The organism is Dellaglioa sp. L3N (assembly GCF_054941095.1).
This window is the reverse complement of the sequence record NZ_CM142928.1, coordinates 1,380,627-1,396,973: the sequence shown is the minus strand read 5'-3', so window position 1 is coordinate 1,396,973 and position 16,347 is coordinate 1,380,627. Positions and strand designations below refer to the sequence as shown.

Here is a 16,347-nt window from a genome sequence, read left to right as displayed (position 1 = left end):
ATTTTTTAGTAGAGGAGGTGGTAGTGTGCAACGAGTAAATTCATTAGGTAAAATTATTGATCACCCTAAAATTAATATGACGAGCGAAGAATACGAACGGATTCAAAGTAATTCAAGATACTATGCTGGTCTCTTTGATAACGTTAGATACAAAAATACTTACGGAGTCACAAAGACACGTCCATTTGTTAGTTTGAATATGGCACAGATTGTGGCCAAACGAATAGCAAGTATTTGCTTTAATGAACATGCTGTTATCACAGTTGGCACAAAGGACAGCGAAGCACAGAAATTTATTGATAAGACATTTAAAGATAACGATTTTTACAAAAGTTATGAACGTTATTTAGAATCGGGTATGGCATTAGGTGGTATGGCAATTAAGCCGTACGTTGATGATAATAATCAGATTAAACTGTCTTGGATTCAAGCTGACGCTTTCTATCCTTTGAGAAGTAACTCAAATGGCATTTCAGGAGTGGCCATTGCTAGTGTTACAACTAAGGTAATTGGTAAAGCTATTAATCGTTATACATTATTAGAGTTCCATGAATGGAAAGATGATGATTACATTATCACTAACGAACTTTATCATTCAGTAGATACGATTAACTTTGTAGGTAAACGAGTTCCGTTGAGTGAACTTTATCCTGAGTTAGAAGAAGAAACACATTCGCAAGGTGTTTTAACTCGCATGCTACCAACTTACTTCAAACCTGCGGGAATGAACAATAAAGACCGCTATAGTTTACTTGGGTTATCTGTTACGGATAATGCCAAGAACACATTAAAACAGATTGATGATTCATTTGATAAGTTGAACTGGGAAGTTAAGATGTCACAGAAGAAAGTAACGGTATCTGCTGATGCTATTCAAGTAATTCCAGATGAGAATAATCAAGCAGGATTTAAACAGATATTCGATTCTGACCAAGATGTATTCCTATCGTTAGATGGTGGAGTTGATGATAAGACTCCGATTAAAGATATTTCACTTGAACCAAGAGTTGAGCCTTTTATTAGTTCAATTAGCACTAATTTAAAATTACTAGAAATGCAAGTTGGATTATCTGCTGGGACTTTCACATTTGATTCAAATGGCTTAAAAACGGCTACTGAAGTAGTAAGTGAGAATAGCATGACCTACCAAACACGTAATAGTCACTTAACTAACGTTGAACAGAATATTAAAGAGCTAGTTACCAGTATTCTAGAGTTGGCCAAGAGCGTTAGCATATACAGCGGTCCAACTGATGAAGAGATTACGATTGATTTTGATGATGCAATCTTTGTAGATAAACAGGCACAAGCTACCTATTTACTTAGCTTGTTATCGTCTGGGTTGATTAGTAAGAAGTACTTTTTAACTAAGCAACTCGGTGTTACCGATAAAGAAGCTGATAAGATGTTGGCTGATATTGATAGTGAAATGATTAATCAGCAACCGGATCAACAAGAACAAAATGAAAATACATTACTGGGGTCAGGTGATGAATAATGGCAATCACACCACGGCAGTTATCAACTGAATCTGGGGCACTTTCTGATGTCTATTTATCACTTGAAGATGAAATATTTAAGATGATTGTCAAACGTCTTAAAACGTCAAATTTTGATGATTTAGATAAGGATAACGTCTTTAAATGGCAACTCAAAAAAATGAATGAAGCCAATATGTTTAATGGTGATGTCATTAAAGAGTTGACCAAGACAACTAAGATATCTAAGAAAAAACTACAAAGTTTAATTGTTGATAATGGGTATCAAATTGCTGATGAAGCTAATGCAGAATTTAGTAAGTTTAAAGGTGTTGAAATACCGCCATTAAGTAATATGGACCAGCAATTAAAAGGGTATCTTAATCAATCCTTTTTAGACATTGATAATTTAGTCAATCAAACGTTGATTACAACCAATTACGGTAAAGGTTCGGCACAAAAGATTTATGAGGATATTATTAAGAACACAACGGCTGGCGTGATAACGGGGCTTAAAACACCTAACAAAGCGATATCAGATACTATTTATAAATGGATGGACAAAGGGATTCCTAGTTCATTTATGGATAAAGGTGGCCATACTTGGAGTATTGAAAGTTATGTTCGAATGGTTGTTAATACCACGACTAGAAACGCTTATCATGAAATTAGAACGGAAGGTATGGACAGATATGGAATAGAAACTTGTTTGATGTCATCGCATGCATCAGCTCGACCTGCTTGTGCACCTATCCAAGGCAGAGTTGTTTATATGCGTCCGAGTGAATTAGGAGATAAATATCCTAGTGTTTATGATCACGGGTATAAAGAGCCTGCAGGAGTAGCAGGGATTAACTGTCATCATACATTTACACCTTGGGACCCAGATATTAATATTATTCGTGATGTTGAAGAGGTTCCTAGTCCTGATGAGGCAATTAAGAATAGTGATATCCAAGCTAAACAGAGACAGTTGGAACGTCAGGTTAGACAAAATAAACGTAAATTGAATACCGCAAATGAGTTAGGCGACGAGCAAGGCATTAAAAAGTATAAGAATTTAATAAAAAAGAATCAAAGTGCGTTACGGCAACATGTTGATGGACACGGATTTTTACATCGTGACTATTCAAGGGAAAAAGTATTTGGATCTAAAGTCAATGATGTAAACAAATCTGATAATCTTCAAAAGATTAAAATGACAAGTAAGTCAAAGAAAGTCATTGAAAAATACAAGCCAGATAAAAATCCATTTGGTTCTGGTATTTCTGATAAATTATCAGAAAAAGAACTTAAACCTATTAATGAATTATTAAATAAAGCACCAACTGACGTACAGAGACTTTTCGCCAAGTATAAGGATGATTTGAAAATAGCAGGAACAAAGGACAATAATCCTAGGTATACGCCTAAATTCCGAACCGTAAGTATGAACGTGGCCAAAGATACCGGATACCAGATATATGCACCGCATGAAATATTCTTTCATGAATTTGGGCATCATCTTGATGACATTGCATCAGGTACGGACCATAGAAAATTGCATGGTTGGCATGGTATAACAACAACGGCTAAATTAAGTAACAGTAAAACATTAGGTAAGACTATTGTAGATGAAGTCTCAGCCTATAGGAGAAAAATGCAAGGGGATAGCACAGATACTGTTGAAGCTGATAAAAAGATACTCGCCGAATTTAAAGCGTTAGATAAAAAAGATAAGACATTAGTTGGAACCGTTTCAGATGTATTTGGTGGGTCCACAAATAATATTTTAAGAAGCTCAGCAGGTCATAATGCAAGTTATTGGAAGGCACCATCAACTATTTTTGAATGGGATGACGAAACAGGGCATGCCGTCAAGAAGAAACTATCAAAAGCTGAAAAAATAGCGTGGAAACAAAACATGGTGGCATCAGAAGCATTCGCTGGTTTTACCGCCGATACGGTTACAAACCCAGAAGGATTAAAGATAACCAAAAAGTATCTACCGGAATCTTATAGAATGTATTTAGAATTAATTAAAAATATTATTAAGTAAGGGGTCAGATATGACAAACGATGAGATTATCGAAAAATATAAAGAGTTGTTCGGTGATGACATTCGTTACTTGATGGAGTTCGGAACAACGCCAATCGAAGATAGAATAAAACTAGCAAAAAATGCAATAAAAAGCGGTAAAGAAATTTTTTTTGATTATTCAAACGGAACCCAATATTAATTTGTTAAACGTTAATTAAATAGATTCGACCTAGATATGTCGTTAAAAGGTCTATTTTTTATACTCTCGTGGTCGTGGCCACGTAAATAAAACGTAGGAGGAATGCAATATGAACAGAGAATATTTAGAAGGTTTAGGTTTAGAAAAAGAAGTTATCGATAAGGTAATGGTTGAACATGGTAAGTCAACTCAATCATCAAAAGATGAGCTAGCACAGCTAACTACTGAACGTGATGGCTTGAAAGAACAATTGACTCAACGTGATACAGACCTTAAGGATTTACAAGGCAAGTCAAAAGATAGTGAAGAACTGCAGACTTCATTAGCTGATTTACAAAGTAAATACGATTCTGATACTGCTGATCTAAATACTAAACTTTCAGCAACACAACTTAATTCAGCAATTGAATTAGGGTTAACACAGAATGGTGCCAAGAATATTAAAGCAGCTAAGGCGTTGTTAGATAACGATACGCTTAAAATTGACGATAAAGGTCAATTATTAGGATTATCTGAACAACTAACAGCGTTAAAAGAAAGCGATGCTTATTTATTCGGAAGTACAGAACAAACACCAGCTAATCCAAATTGGACAGCGGGTGGTAATCCGGATCCAAGCGGTGGCGCAAGTGGCAAATTAAGCTTGGCGGACACGATCAAAGCAAATTTAGGAAAATAGAAAAGGGGTACTAACATGCCAGTCGCATTAAACAGTAAAGACTTAGCAACATTAGATCAAAAATTAGCAGCAGATTCTCAAGTATTTGAATTATTAAAGGGAGGCGCTAAGGCGGTAACTAGTGCTGATTTCGTAGGTGTAAAAGAAGTTCGTGTTAATACAATGACTGGATTCACCGCATCAACGTACAAACGTAATGGTGATAACAGCCGAGCTAAATTAGATATTTCGAAGAAAACTTTGGAATTAATGCAGGAACGTTGGATGGCTTACGATTTAGACGTACTTGATACAGAAGAAAATTTTGCAAACACAGTTGCTAATGCAGTTGAAGAACATACGCGTCTAGTTGCTATTCCAGAAAAGGATAAAACGGCAGTCACAGCCTTAGTAACAAATGCAGGTAAGATTGTTGAGGAAGATGTTACAGAAGATAACGCCTTATCAGTATTTGATGAGGCAGAACAATATATGACTGATACAGAAGTCATTGGACCTTTTATCATGTTCGCATCAAGCGCTTATTACAAGGCTCTTAAAAACAGCCCTAAAGTGGCTAAGACATTCACAACTAACGAAGTAAATCTTTCAGGTATTAACCGTAAAGTGGCTACTCTTGATAATGATATTCCCATTGTTAAAGTTGCAAAATCACGTTTACAAGTCCTTAAAGATGGTGCCATTAACTTTATCTTAGTGCCTTTAAATGTTGCAATGCCTATCGAAAAATACAATTCAGTTGATGTAATTGACGCTTCAACAGATCGTGACGGTTACCGTACAACTGTTAAAGGTTTAGATTACTATGACGTTCTTGTTTTAGAAAATGCTAAACCAGCTATTTACATGAGCAAAGCTAAGGTTACGGCACCCTAATCCTCGCCCAGAGGTAGTAACTGGGGTTAGTGCAACTGATTTAACTGATAGTTCTGTTAAATTGGCATGGGACGCTAACGAAAAGGCTAAAAGTTGGATAGTACATCATGATTTAGGCAGTGGTAAGCCAGAAGATGCGACTATGATGCATTACGTTGAAGGTACAGAATTAGTGTTTAATGATGAGCTATTTGGTAGTGCTTTATCAGGTAAAACAATTAATTTTTACGTCCAGGCATTCAATGAAACATTCAAGGGTAAGGATGAGATTGAAAAAGCTCAAAATGCAAACACGACCGGTTACGGGTCTGAGTGGTCCGAAGCGGTTAAGGTGGAATTTGCGTCTGATAAATCAGTAGCAAAAGTAGACGCAAAATCAGCAGCTAAAAAAACAACTAAGGCAGTTGAAAAGTAGGTGGTTAGATGTATCTAACGTATGCAGAATATACTGAATTAGGTTATAAAAATGTTAACGAAAATGAGTACGATCAATTTGAAATGATTGCTGAAGATACGCTTGATTTTGAAACATCAGCCTTTTATAAACGAAATGATTTAGAAAAGGATAGTTTTACCTTTAGAAGAAATCAGTTTAAAAGGGCTATGGCAATCCAAATTAATTACATGAACGAAAGTGGCTTCACGAGTGTGGAGATGCTTAATAGCACACTTTCATCCATGTCAATTGGTCGTACTTCGTTATCTAAAGGTGGAAGCTCTAGTAATGGTTCTGACGGATCTAAAACGTCCTTGATTACAAGTGATGCCAAAAACGTTTTATACCATACTGGCTTACTTTATAAGGGAGTTGGCTACGTATGACGGGTATTCCTAAAGTTCCTAGGTCATTTACACCACATACGATTCAATACTTCGAGTATTTGGGCGTTGATGATTATGATAAGCCAATGTTTGCTGAACCTGTCACGGTTGAATATGTTAGATTTGATGACTCGCTCCAATCGTCTTCCAACTTAACGGAACAAACTAGACAGTTTAATGCTGTTTGCTTTGTTTATCGTGATACATCAACACCGTTTTTAGACGATTTCGCATTGCGTTCTAAGCTTATATTTAATGGGAACGAGTACATCATTAAGAATGATGTTAAAGTTTCGCACCCGTTTAAAAATGAAGCATGGGCACACGAGTTGGAGGTGTTGTAGTGGGAAATGTCAAAGTAGATGTTGATTTTAGTAGTATTAATAAAACGTTTAGTCAGGGCAATGTTGACTACGCACGTTACGTCATGGCCAATCAGATTCATAAGGATATGGAACCATTTGTTCCTATGGAAAGTGGCGATTTACGTGATATTTCTCATTTAGATGAAAATTCTAATATCAATTACACAATGCCTTATGCCTCTAGATTGTTTTATCAACAGATGACTAATTATACAACACCAGGTACTGGTCCTCGTTGGGATTTAGTGGCGAAGAGTCTTTACATTAGCGATTGGCAAAAGGTGTATGCAAAGGGGTTGTTGAAGCATGGCTGGAATTGATTTGAAACAACAAATTTGTAATTTTGTGAATTCTTTAGACGGTAATTTTCATTGTAAATTTGGGGCGCTATTGTCTGATGATTCAATTGTTTTAAACGAAGTTGCAGGAGGTCAAACGTCGCGTGTTTATATGGATGACATTAAGGACATGCGGTTGAATTATGAGTTTGCTTGCAAATCTAAAGATATTCAAAAAATTGAATTAGCACTTAATAAAATTGCTATATCTGTCGACAATTTAGACGATTTACCGAGTGAAAATAATAGTTATGAATTTAACAATATTAAAACAACATCAATGCCGTTTCCGTCAGCTAAAGACGAGAGCGGTTATTTTATTTACCGCTTATTAATTCAAGCAGAAATTACAACAATCAAAAATTAGGAGAGTGAAATAATGTCAAGATCAAAAAACGCACTACGTGGTCATTTTATTGCACCGTTTGACCCAGAAAAACCAACAGTTCAACCAGAAGAAGATGAATTTTTAGAATTAGCTAAATTTATTTCATCAATTGGGGATGATACTGATGAGGAAACAGATGATACGCCTATGTACGATGGTGATGGTTCTAAAAATATGGAAGTCATTTCTGTTTCGGGCGCTTACAGTCCAGAAGGATTCTACGATCCAGAAGATCCTGCGCAAGCGCTTATCGCCTCGATGAAATACAAAATCGGGGATGGCCGTAAGCTTTGGCACAAAGTAGTATCAGCAGATGGCGCAAAACAATGGGTAGGTCCTGCAACGGCTACCGATATTATTGCCGGTGCTGGAGATGCTGGGGATTACGAAGAATTCAGTTGCACGATCACGTACAACAAGATTCCCGAAGAAACAACGGTGACACCCTGATAAGCCTGACCCAACAAACGTTAAATTAAGTAAAAAAACTTTAATGTTGGGAGTTGGAAAAACAGATAGTAGCGTGACTGCTTCTATTGAACCAACTGGCGCGAATCAAGAAATGACAGTTACGAGTGCAGATGTCAAAATTGCTACCATAACTTTGAATAGTGGCAAATTAGAGATTAAAGGTATTGCAGTTGGAACTGTAAAAGTTAATGTATCAAGTAAAAATAAACCAACAGTTAAATCGGAATTGTCCGTGACTGTAGAAGCTGCAGAATAAGTTAAACAGAAAGGGGCTAGGGTAAAACCTAGTCCCTATTTTTTTAGGAGGAATATAAAATGGCAATTGTAATTAAACAAAAAACAACGGTGATCCCTGTAGAATTTGAGGGAACAAATGGTAAAACGACTCATAAATTTGAATTTAACGCAACAGATGATAAATTAGAAAATTTTAGAAAATCATTGAATGAAAGCTATAAAAAAATTAAAAGTATTGATAAAAACAAAGAAGGTTTAACAGCGGAAAAACAAGAGATTAAAATGATGAACATTATCAAAGAAACATTAGATGATATGTGTGGAGAAGGGGCATTTGAAAAACTTTACAAGGAAACTAAAAGTAAAGTCATTATGGTTAGTTATGTATTTTCAATTGGAGAAGGATTAGCTGGTGAAATTGATAAATTAGGTATTTCAGGCAAAACACAAAAAGAAATGGCTGATAAATATTTGAAAGATAAAAAAAGAAAATCAAATAAATAAGAGAGGTGTAGATTATGCTCTCCCTTGCTAATTCCGAAGAAAATGAAATTGAATTTAATGGCATTTTTTATAACGTTGATACTTCTTTTAATAATATTATCAAAGTGATTAATTTTTGTAAGGAAAAAATAGATAATAATGAATTTTTTTATAGAATCTTTTTTGGATTAACAATTGATGAAGTTCCTGATTTGGGGTCATTTGATGAAAATAATAAACAATATTCGGAACTTGTTAATGGGATATTGAATAATTTTATATTTTTAAATAAGGCGGCTGATGTTGTTGAATATGATTTAAGCGGAAATCCCCTTCCACGAAAGTATGCAAGTAAAAATAAGAGTGATTATGATCTAGATTTTGATTCTGACCTTATTTACTCTGCATTTATGCAAACGTATGGCATTGATTTGATTGATCAACAGGATAAATTAAGTTGGTCTCGATTTAATGCTTTACTGAATAGCCTTCCTGACAATACTAGATTTGTTCAAGTGAGAGATATTAGAACAAAGGAGTTACCGAAGGGGAAAGGTACAGCTAAAGAAAGACGAGAATTGTTAAAAGCTAAAAAAAGATTTGCATTACCTGGACAAAAAATAGAAGGAAAGGAGGAAGAAAATGAGTAGCGATGGGACTGTTAAAATATCCGTTATTTCTGATGCTAAACAAGCTATAAAGAATCTGAATGATTTAATGAGAACAGCTAGTGGGATTGGTCGAACGGATGGACCAAATAAATTAAAAAATGATATAGACAGCGTTGGTGACTCAGCTAGGAAATCAATCGGTGGAGTTAAAAGTATGGTCACATCTTTAGGATTAGTTAAGGTTACTAGTATAGCATTTAACACTTTAAAAGATTCGATGGATGGAGCTATTAAACGTGTTGATACTTTAAATAATTCCAATAGAGTGTTTAAAAACATGGGTTTTACAACAAAAGATATAACTCAAACGATGGATAATCTTAAAAGCAGCATTCAAGGGTTGCCTACTCCGTTGGATGGAGCTGTACAAGGCGTTCAATTAATAGCGTCATCAACGAATGATTTAGGTAAATCTCAAAAAATATTTGCTGCGTTAAATGATGGAATACTAGGTTTCGGTGGGACAACAGATCAAGTTAATAATTCAGTAATTCAATTATCACAAGCTTTTTCAAATGGTAAAGTCGATGCTGAAACTTGGAATTCTATGATAGATTCGGGTTTGGGACCAGCATTGAATGCTTTAGCTAAAGAAATGGGTATGACTTCTGGACAATTAAAATCAGGTTTGTCTGATGGAAGTGTTAGTGTTTCTAAGTTTCAAGATGCATTAATTAATCTTGATACAAAAGGCGGCGGTGGTCTGAAGTCGCTGTACAAAATTGTACAGGATGCGACTAGTGGTATAGGAACGTCTATTTCTAATATGAAAACAGCGGTAACTCGTGGACTGGCTAACTTAATAGCGGCATTTAATAATTTGTTGGAAACTGTTTTAGGAACAGATATATCTACTATTATTACTAATAGTGGTGCACGTACAGAGGCAGCTCTTAATAAGTTAGTTAAGCTATTAAATACATTAGGGCCTAAAATTAAGGAACTTTTAGATTTTGTGACAAAGCATCAAGATGTATTTAAAACATTAGCTGTGTCTATTATGGCGGGCGCTACTGCTTTTTTTGTAATGCAGGGGGCTATTGTAGCTTACAATGTTGTAAGTACAGCAATAGCAGTAACTAAAAGCTTTATAGTAACATTGCAAATATTGAAGTTAGCTTTTATTGAATCGTCTGCATCTGCTGGTGTGGCAACAAGTGCATTTCGAGCGCTATCTTATGTATTTGGTAGTACCACAGTTATAGGAGTATTAATTGTTGCAATAGCAGCGTTAGTCGCTGGATTAACATATTTCTTTACTAAAACAAAAAAAGGTCAAGAAATATGGGCCTCATTTATGAAAGCCTTAAATAAGGGAATGGAAAATGCTGAACAAGGTTTTAATGAATTTATTCAAAAATTTGGACAGTTATTAACTGCTGTACAGTCCAATTTAAATGTTATGAAACAAGGGTTTGAACAATTTTCATCTGTTGTAAAAAGCGCTTTAAATGTTGTGGGAGCTAAATTCGGACAATTATTATCGGCTATACAGCCAGGTTTGAAAATTATGAAACAAGAATTTATAGATTTAGGAACTAGCATAAGTAGTTTTTTTAGTCCAATAATAGATGGTGTTAAAACTAAAATAGACCAGTTGGCTACTAGAATGGGAGTTGCTGGTCAAGGAATTAAAGGTATTTTCGGTAAGGCAATAGAAGCTATTGCACCGCTACTTGAAAAATTTGGTGGATCGCTTGGATATGCTGGGACAGCCTTAAGCGTTGTCGTTACTGCGCTTAAGTTTGCTGCTTTGGCTTTTTTAGGCGTAAGTGGACCAATGGGGCTTGTGATTGGATTAGTAACCAGTTTTGTTATGGCTTGGATAAAAACAGGTGATTTATCAGCTGACGGAATAACAAAAGTGTTCGATAATTTATCTGCAACCATTGAAACAGTCACTGCAACTATAGAAAAATATTTACCGGAAATTATTGCTACCGGAACGGACATTATCGTTAAACTAGTAGAAGGTATTACCACAGCAATTCCGATGATTGTTGATGCAATGATAGGAATTATAGATAAATTAATAGATGCCATTACATTGGTACTACCTGTCTTAATAGAAGCAGGAACTAACATATTAGTAGCGCTTTTGAATGGGATTATTACAGCTTTACCGCAGATAGTGGATGCAGTTATAACAATTGTTAACACTTTGTTGAACGCCATCTTGCCACTATTACCTATGATATTGCTCGCAGGGATACAGATATTGATAGCGTTAATAAATGGGATAGTTCAAGCTTTACCTCAACTTATAACTTTATTCGTCACACTTGTTCCTCAAATTATAGCAACACTTGTTTCACTATTACCAATGCTCATGAATGCTGGTATCCAAATATTAATGGCGCTTATTAGTGGAATTATTAGCATCCTGCCGCAATTAATAAGTGTATCAATTCAACTTATTATGGCAATTATAAATGCATTAATAATTAGTCTACCCATGATTATAGACGCAGGTGTAAAGATACTTATGGCATTAATAAGCGGGATAATTAAAATATTACCCGTCTTAATAGAAGCAGCAATTGAACTTATATTAGCTATTGTAAGTGCTCTGATAAAAAGTCTACCCATGATTATAGACGCAGGTGTAAAGATACTTATGGCATTAATAAGCGGGATAATTAAAATATTACCTCAATTAATAGAAGCGGCACTTAGAATTATATTGGCTTTAGTAAATGCTTTAATAACCAACTTGCCTAAAATAATAAGTGCGGGTGTTAAATTATTGATTGCGTTAATTGATGGATTAATTAAGGTACTACCACAATTGATTGTAGCAGCATTGAGAATTATTGTTGCGCTAGCTAACGCTTTAATAGACAATATGCCTAAAATTATAAGTGCAGGTGCGCAAGTTGTGATGGCACTTATTAAGGGCATTGGTCAACTACTTGGAGAACTACTTAGCAAGGGTGGTGAAATGGTAGGTAAAATTGGCGCAGGAATTGGTAATGCTATAGGAGATATGGTAAACGCTGGTAAAGCTATTGTATCTGGCTTATTAGATGGTTTAGTCGAAGGATTTGAATCTGTAAAAAATACTGTTAGCGGTTGGGCTACTTGGATTAAAGAGCATAAAGGTCCTATTTCTTATGATAAGAAGTTACTTGTTGAAAATGGTAATGCTATCGTGTTTGGATTAAATCGTGGATTAAACGATAAATTCAGTTCAGTTCAAAAAACTGTAAAAAATATGACGCAAATGATTAACGACACAGTAGAAGATGGATTGAATACAGATCCATTTGCAGAGCTATCTAATGTATCTATGCCAAGCCTTGAGGGTTTCAGAAATGGAACTATTACGGCTGAGAGCATGCTATCTGGTTCACAATCTGGACAAACAAGTAACTACTCTACCTATAATTCAAATGTTAATAATACAACAAATAACACGGTTGCAGATAACATGAGTAAAATGGCTGATAAGATTGTTGCAAGCAACGAACGAGTTGTGGGCCAGCTTAAAAACTTAGCTAGTACCAACCAAACGGCTATTTATTTGGACGGCGATAAGGTTTCTAGAAACACTAGTGAACGCCAAGCGGCTGATTATAGATCGTTAAGTTACCTAGAGGGAGGAATCTAATGACTTCAAAATATTGGGTAAAAGCAATAATTGGTGGTAAGGAATTTAATTTAACGGATTTGTTGAGTTTAGATTTAATTGAAGTTGATTTATCAAGCCCTAGTTATTCTAGCAATAATATTTCACGAAAAGGAATAGACGGCGAATTGCCGATAAACGGGAGTTATGCACCGCTTAAATTAGATATTAAATTCAAGCTAAAAGCACATGATAATTATGATTATCACATGATTTTAAGAGAAGCAAATGATATTTTATGTGGCAATAAGCCATATTATATTATTCATGAAAAAAGTCCTGGCATGATGTACGCCGTGGATAGCTGTGATATTTCAAGAAGTCGAACAAGTGCTAATCGTGCTGATGTTACGTTGAGTTTTAACATTTATAAAGGATTTTCAGAGTCGCTTGGGACGATGTTAGATATGTTCAATTACGACGCTGAAAAGTGGCAAATCGGTCAGAACTTGCCAAATGGCGAAGACCTACAGTACGTATTTCAACGGAATTCTTTTTCTGTGTATAATGCATCGTCGTTTGAGGTTAATCCACTTATGGGTCATCAGCTGGACATTGCCTTGACGTGTGAAGGGATGCCGACAATTAGGAATGTGACTAATGGGAGTTCTATCAGTTTTAAGAAACAGGTAACTAAATCAAATGTTTTATTGTTGAATGGTGTCTATCCTTATTTAGATGATAAACGCTGTGGTCGAAATACGGACCATGGAATTATCAAGCTGGCTAAGGGTTGGAATAATATTAAAATAACGAACGCTAATAATGTTAATATTGCTTTTAATTTTCACTACCTATATCGATGAGGTGAGTATATGGATTATTTAATTATTACTGATCACAAAAAAGAATATGAAGAAATCATGACTGGGATTGATTACGGTAGTTTTTCATATGATTATGAGAAAAATAGCAAGCGGACGATTACGTTCACAATGTATAGAGCCGAGCAAAGTGAATTACCTTATGTTTTGGCTGTTAATGAGGCGGAGATTATGTATCATAATCAAACTTATATCATTAAAACGGTTGATGAAACGCAAAGTGGTAATGTCTTTTCAAAAGCTATCGTTGCTTATCATGTGATGTTTAGCGTGCAGGATTGGGTCATTGATAAAAAGAACGAAGGGACCAAAACCTATTCAATTAATGATGTGGTTAATTTTTGCTTAAAAGATAATAAACTAGGATTCACGTTTGCTTTTTCAGGCACTTTTGGAAAAGTGAAGATTGAAAATCTAGGTGAGATTAATGGGATGACCACATTAACGACAATCGCTGATAAATTTGGTGCCATTTATTTTGCTGACAATAAAAAAATAACTTTTTATACCGAAGAAAGTTTTTATATTCCAGCTGAAAAAACATTTCGATACCAATATAATACGAATGATGTAAAAGTGGCCACCGACTCAACGACGTTAAAGACGTACGTTCATGCATACGGAAAAGCTAAAGATGATAACAAAGGTTATTTTGCGGAGACGATATATAAGTCTCCATTTATTAACGAGTTAGGTATTAGAATGGCTGACCCAATCCATGACGATCGTTTTACAGATGTAAAGTCGCTAGCAGCGTACGCAAAATCTCAACTGCAAGACGTGCCAGAAACATCTTTGACACTTAATTACACGCAGACGGAAGAAATTAACGAGCGTGAACTGTGGTACTTCATCCATGAGAAAATGGGTTATGAAACAGATGTTAAATTAATCAGTTTGAATAAAGGGCATGAGTTTGCTTATCGTGTCCCAACACTAACGTTTAACAATTCCAAAAAGGATATGGTACGAATCCAGCGAAGCATTGCCACGAACATGAAAAATCAGGTTAAAAAAATAGATACTGTTTCAAAAAACGTTCAGATTTCATTTGATAGTCGAATTTTAAGAGAGATGGTGGGAACAGTTGACTGATATTGCACAGTTAAAAGGAAATGACGGTGTTGGTTTCTATGTTAGGACGCATGTGGATGCGATAATTGGATTAGATGATTATTTAATCGGGAAACTACCAACTTTTGTGATAGCCGATGAGTTAAATGATGGATTAATGTCGAAAGAAATGTATGTCAAATTATTGTTGTTACAAGTTTACGAACCGGCCACCGAACTAAAAGACGGCCTGATGACATCGTTGGATAGAATACAAATGAACAAACTAAACGCTGAATCGTTAGAGATTAACTCTCCAAACGGGACAGCGTTTTTGATTACCGTTTCAAATGACGGAAAATTATTAGTGAATAAGAAAGGGGTTTAAATAATGAAGCTTCCAAACCTATTTTTAAAAGATGAACCAAGTCCAATGCAGAATCGAGAAGCACGCAACCAGAAACAATTTAATTGGGATTCATTGCGAAATTTTGGTAAAGGTGTAGGTGGATTTCTAGAAGATTCTGTCAATGAAGTAAATGATGCTGTAGAAGACGCCGATGATCGTGTTGGAGATTTAGAAGACCGCTATGATGACCAGATTGCTGGAGCTACTGATTTGGATGAAGTGATTGATGCGCGGAAACCTAAAAATGTGAATGGATATAAGACGTTGGGCGAGCGATTAGACAAGGAATACAATGAATTGCCATTTACGGAAACAGATACCGAGGTAAAAGAAGTGTTTAAGCAGCCCTTGGCTAGATTAGGCAGTAAGATTAATCAAAAAAACTTTAATATGGCATTTTGGACGGATGCACATTTCCAGCGCGAAGTAAAAGGCTATCCATACGGCTATTTAAGTATGAATCATCTCAATAACGTGTTGGCTGTCCAGGATAAAGTAGATGTGATAGTTGCTGGTGGGGATAACAATAATAGTTATTCGTTAGGAGTTGATTTAGTTAAACATAATTTGACTGAAATATCTGAAAGATTCTTATTTAAAGGGACAAGTGCAGATAGATTTCTGTTATTAGGTAATCATGATAATGGGGATTTCAGAAGCTATTCAGGTAGACTAAACAGACCACTTCACATTGAAGATATTGCGAGCGAGGATTATTTGAAGGAAGCATACCATACCGGTGATAGATTGTTTGATGAAGTCAGAAATGGAGATAGCCTGTATTTTTATAAAGATTATCCAGATAAGAAAATAAGAGTAATTGGGATTAATACAATGGATATCGATGATACGTTAACCAAAGAAGATGGTTCGTTGAAATACATTCGATTACACGATTTTGCAGTCAGACAAGAACAACTACAATGGCTGGCAGAAGTAGCATTGGCTAACGTTCCAGAAGATTATCACACGATGGTAGTCACGCATGCGCATGCAACGCTAGATTCAAATGGTAGTGGAGATTCTATAGAAACGCATCGTAATTTTGGATTGATGATGAATCTTTTAGAAGCTTTTAAACAAGGAAATAATGTGACATTAAACGGAATAGAAGAAGATTTCAAGGTAAATGTGACGGCTAATTTTTCAAAACAAGGCGCTAGAAATTTTATTGGTTACTTTAATGGTCATGTTCATGATGAACGAATCAGTGTCTATACACAATTTGGTAGCACATATACATGTTGCTGCTTATTGAATTCAATTGATTATAAAATTGATGAACGTCCATTGGATACGCCTGAAGAAGATGCTTGGACGGTTATTTCTGTTGATACAATAAATAGAAAAGTAAATTTAATCGGTTTTGGAGCGGCGACGGACAGAGAATTTACATATTAAAGGAG

General features: G+C 35.4%; 18 protein-coding genes and 1 pseudogene. All 19 read left to right on the top strand.

The features are described from left to right. Positions 1-25: 25 nt before the first annotated feature. The 19 genes and pseudogenes from ACVPPR_RS07005 (at position 26) to ACVPPR_RS06915 (ending at position 16,342) form a co-directional block, all read left to right on the top strand. Positions 26-1,498: a phage portal protein gene (locus ACVPPR_RS07005; RefSeq protein ID WP_462304011.1), complete on the top strand. Its 1,473-nt coding sequence runs from the start codon at positions 26-28 to the stop codon at positions 1,496-1,498. Beyond that, positions 1,498-3,516 (top strand): phage minor capsid protein, encoded by a 2,019-nt coding sequence (locus ACVPPR_RS07000; protein ID WP_462304010.1) that lies wholly within the window; start codon positions 1,498-1,500, stop codon positions 3,514-3,516. Before ACVPPR_RS07005 ends, ACVPPR_RS07000 begins: the two co-directional genes overlap by 1 nt. Positions 3,517-3,526: 10 nt before the next feature. After that, the gene (locus ACVPPR_RS06995) at positions 3,527-3,697 is read left to right on the top strand and encodes a hypothetical protein (RefSeq protein ID WP_462304009.1); all 171 of its coding nucleotides are present in this window, start codon (positions 3,527-3,529) and stop codon (positions 3,695-3,697) included. A gap of 109 nt (positions 3,698-3,806) precedes the next feature. Beyond that, positions 3,807-4,376, top strand: coding sequence for a phage scaffolding protein (locus tag ACVPPR_RS06990; RefSeq protein WP_462304008.1), 570 nt, complete (start codon positions 3,807-3,809; stop codon positions 4,374-4,376). 15 nt (positions 4,377-4,391) lie between these two features. After that, positions 4,392-5,252 (top strand): capsid protein, encoded by an 861-nt coding sequence (locus ACVPPR_RS06985; RefSeq protein ID WP_462304007.1) that lies wholly within the window; start codon positions 4,392-4,394, stop codon positions 5,250-5,252. 61 nt (positions 5,253-5,313) lie between these two features. Then, entirely contained in the window at positions 5,314-5,667 is a 354-nt protein-coding gene (locus ACVPPR_RS06980) for a fibronectin type III domain-containing protein (RefSeq protein WP_462304006.1), read from the top strand. Between the two features lie 8 nt (positions 5,668-5,675). After that, on the top strand, positions 5,676-6,074 hold the full coding sequence (locus ACVPPR_RS06975) for a hypothetical protein (protein ID WP_462304005.1): 399 nt from the start codon (positions 5,676-5,678) through the stop codon (positions 6,072-6,074). Beyond that, positions 6,071-6,418, top strand: a complete 348-nt coding sequence (locus tag ACVPPR_RS06970) for a putative minor capsid protein (RefSeq protein ID WP_462304004.1) — start codon at positions 6,071-6,073, stop codon at positions 6,416-6,418. Before ACVPPR_RS06975 ends, ACVPPR_RS06970 begins: the two co-directional genes overlap by 4 nt. Next, on the top strand, positions 6,418-6,759 hold the full coding sequence (locus ACVPPR_RS06965) for a minor capsid protein (protein WP_462304003.1): 342 nt from the start codon (positions 6,418-6,420) through the stop codon (positions 6,757-6,759). Before ACVPPR_RS06970 ends, ACVPPR_RS06965 begins: the two co-directional genes overlap by 1 nt. Next, positions 6,746-7,144, top strand: a complete 399-nt coding sequence (locus ACVPPR_RS06960) for a phage tail terminator protein (RefSeq protein WP_462304002.1) — start codon at positions 6,746-6,748, stop codon at positions 7,142-7,144. Before ACVPPR_RS06965 ends, ACVPPR_RS06960 begins: the two co-directional genes overlap by 14 nt. 12 nt (positions 7,145-7,156) lie before the next feature. Beyond that, the gene (locus tag ACVPPR_RS06955; RefSeq protein WP_462304001.1) at positions 7,157-7,615 is read left to right on the top strand and encodes a phage tail tube protein; all 459 of its coding nucleotides are present in this window, start codon (positions 7,157-7,159) and stop codon (positions 7,613-7,615) included. A 25-nt stretch (positions 7,616-7,640) separates the two neighbouring features. Continuing rightward, a pseudogene (locus tag ACVPPR_RS06950) lies at positions 7,641-7,892 on the top strand (Ig-like domain-containing protein); the annotation flags it as partial. 59 nt (positions 7,893-7,951) lie between these two features. Beyond that, positions 7,952-8,377, top strand: a complete 426-nt coding sequence (locus ACVPPR_RS06945; protein ID WP_462304000.1) for a hypothetical protein — start codon at positions 7,952-7,954, stop codon at positions 8,375-8,377. A gap of 14 nt (positions 8,378-8,391) precedes the next feature. Further along, a complete protein-coding gene (locus ACVPPR_RS06940; protein WP_462303999.1) occupies positions 8,392-9,006 on the top strand; it encodes a Gp15 family bacteriophage protein in 615 nt (204 codons plus the stop codon). Further along, a complete protein-coding gene (locus ACVPPR_RS06935; RefSeq protein ID WP_462303998.1) occupies positions 8,999-12,637 on the top strand; it encodes a tape measure protein in 3,639 nt (1,212 codons plus the stop codon). The genes ACVPPR_RS06940 and ACVPPR_RS06935 overlap by 8 nt, the downstream gene beginning before the upstream one ends. After that, positions 12,637-13,461 (top strand): phage tail domain-containing protein, encoded by an 825-nt coding sequence (locus ACVPPR_RS06930; RefSeq protein ID WP_462303997.1) that lies wholly within the window; start codon positions 12,637-12,639, stop codon positions 13,459-13,461. The genes ACVPPR_RS06935 and ACVPPR_RS06930 overlap by 1 nt, the downstream gene beginning before the upstream one ends. A 9-nt stretch (positions 13,462-13,470) precedes the next feature. Further along, on the top strand, positions 13,471-14,574 hold the full coding sequence (locus ACVPPR_RS06925) for a phage tail protein (RefSeq protein WP_462303996.1): 1,104 nt from the start codon (positions 13,471-13,473) through the stop codon (positions 14,572-14,574). Continuing rightward, positions 14,567-14,920 (top strand): hypothetical protein, encoded by a 354-nt coding sequence (locus tag ACVPPR_RS06920; RefSeq protein WP_462303995.1) that lies wholly within the window; start codon positions 14,567-14,569, stop codon positions 14,918-14,920. Before ACVPPR_RS06925 ends, ACVPPR_RS06920 begins: the two co-directional genes overlap by 8 nt. Before the next feature lie 3 nt (positions 14,921-14,923). Next, the gene (locus ACVPPR_RS06915) at positions 14,924-16,342 is read left to right on the top strand and encodes a metallophosphoesterase family protein (protein WP_462303994.1); all 1,419 of its coding nucleotides are present in this window, start codon (positions 14,924-14,926) and stop codon (positions 16,340-16,342) included. Positions 16,343-16,347 lie beyond the last annotated feature (5 nt).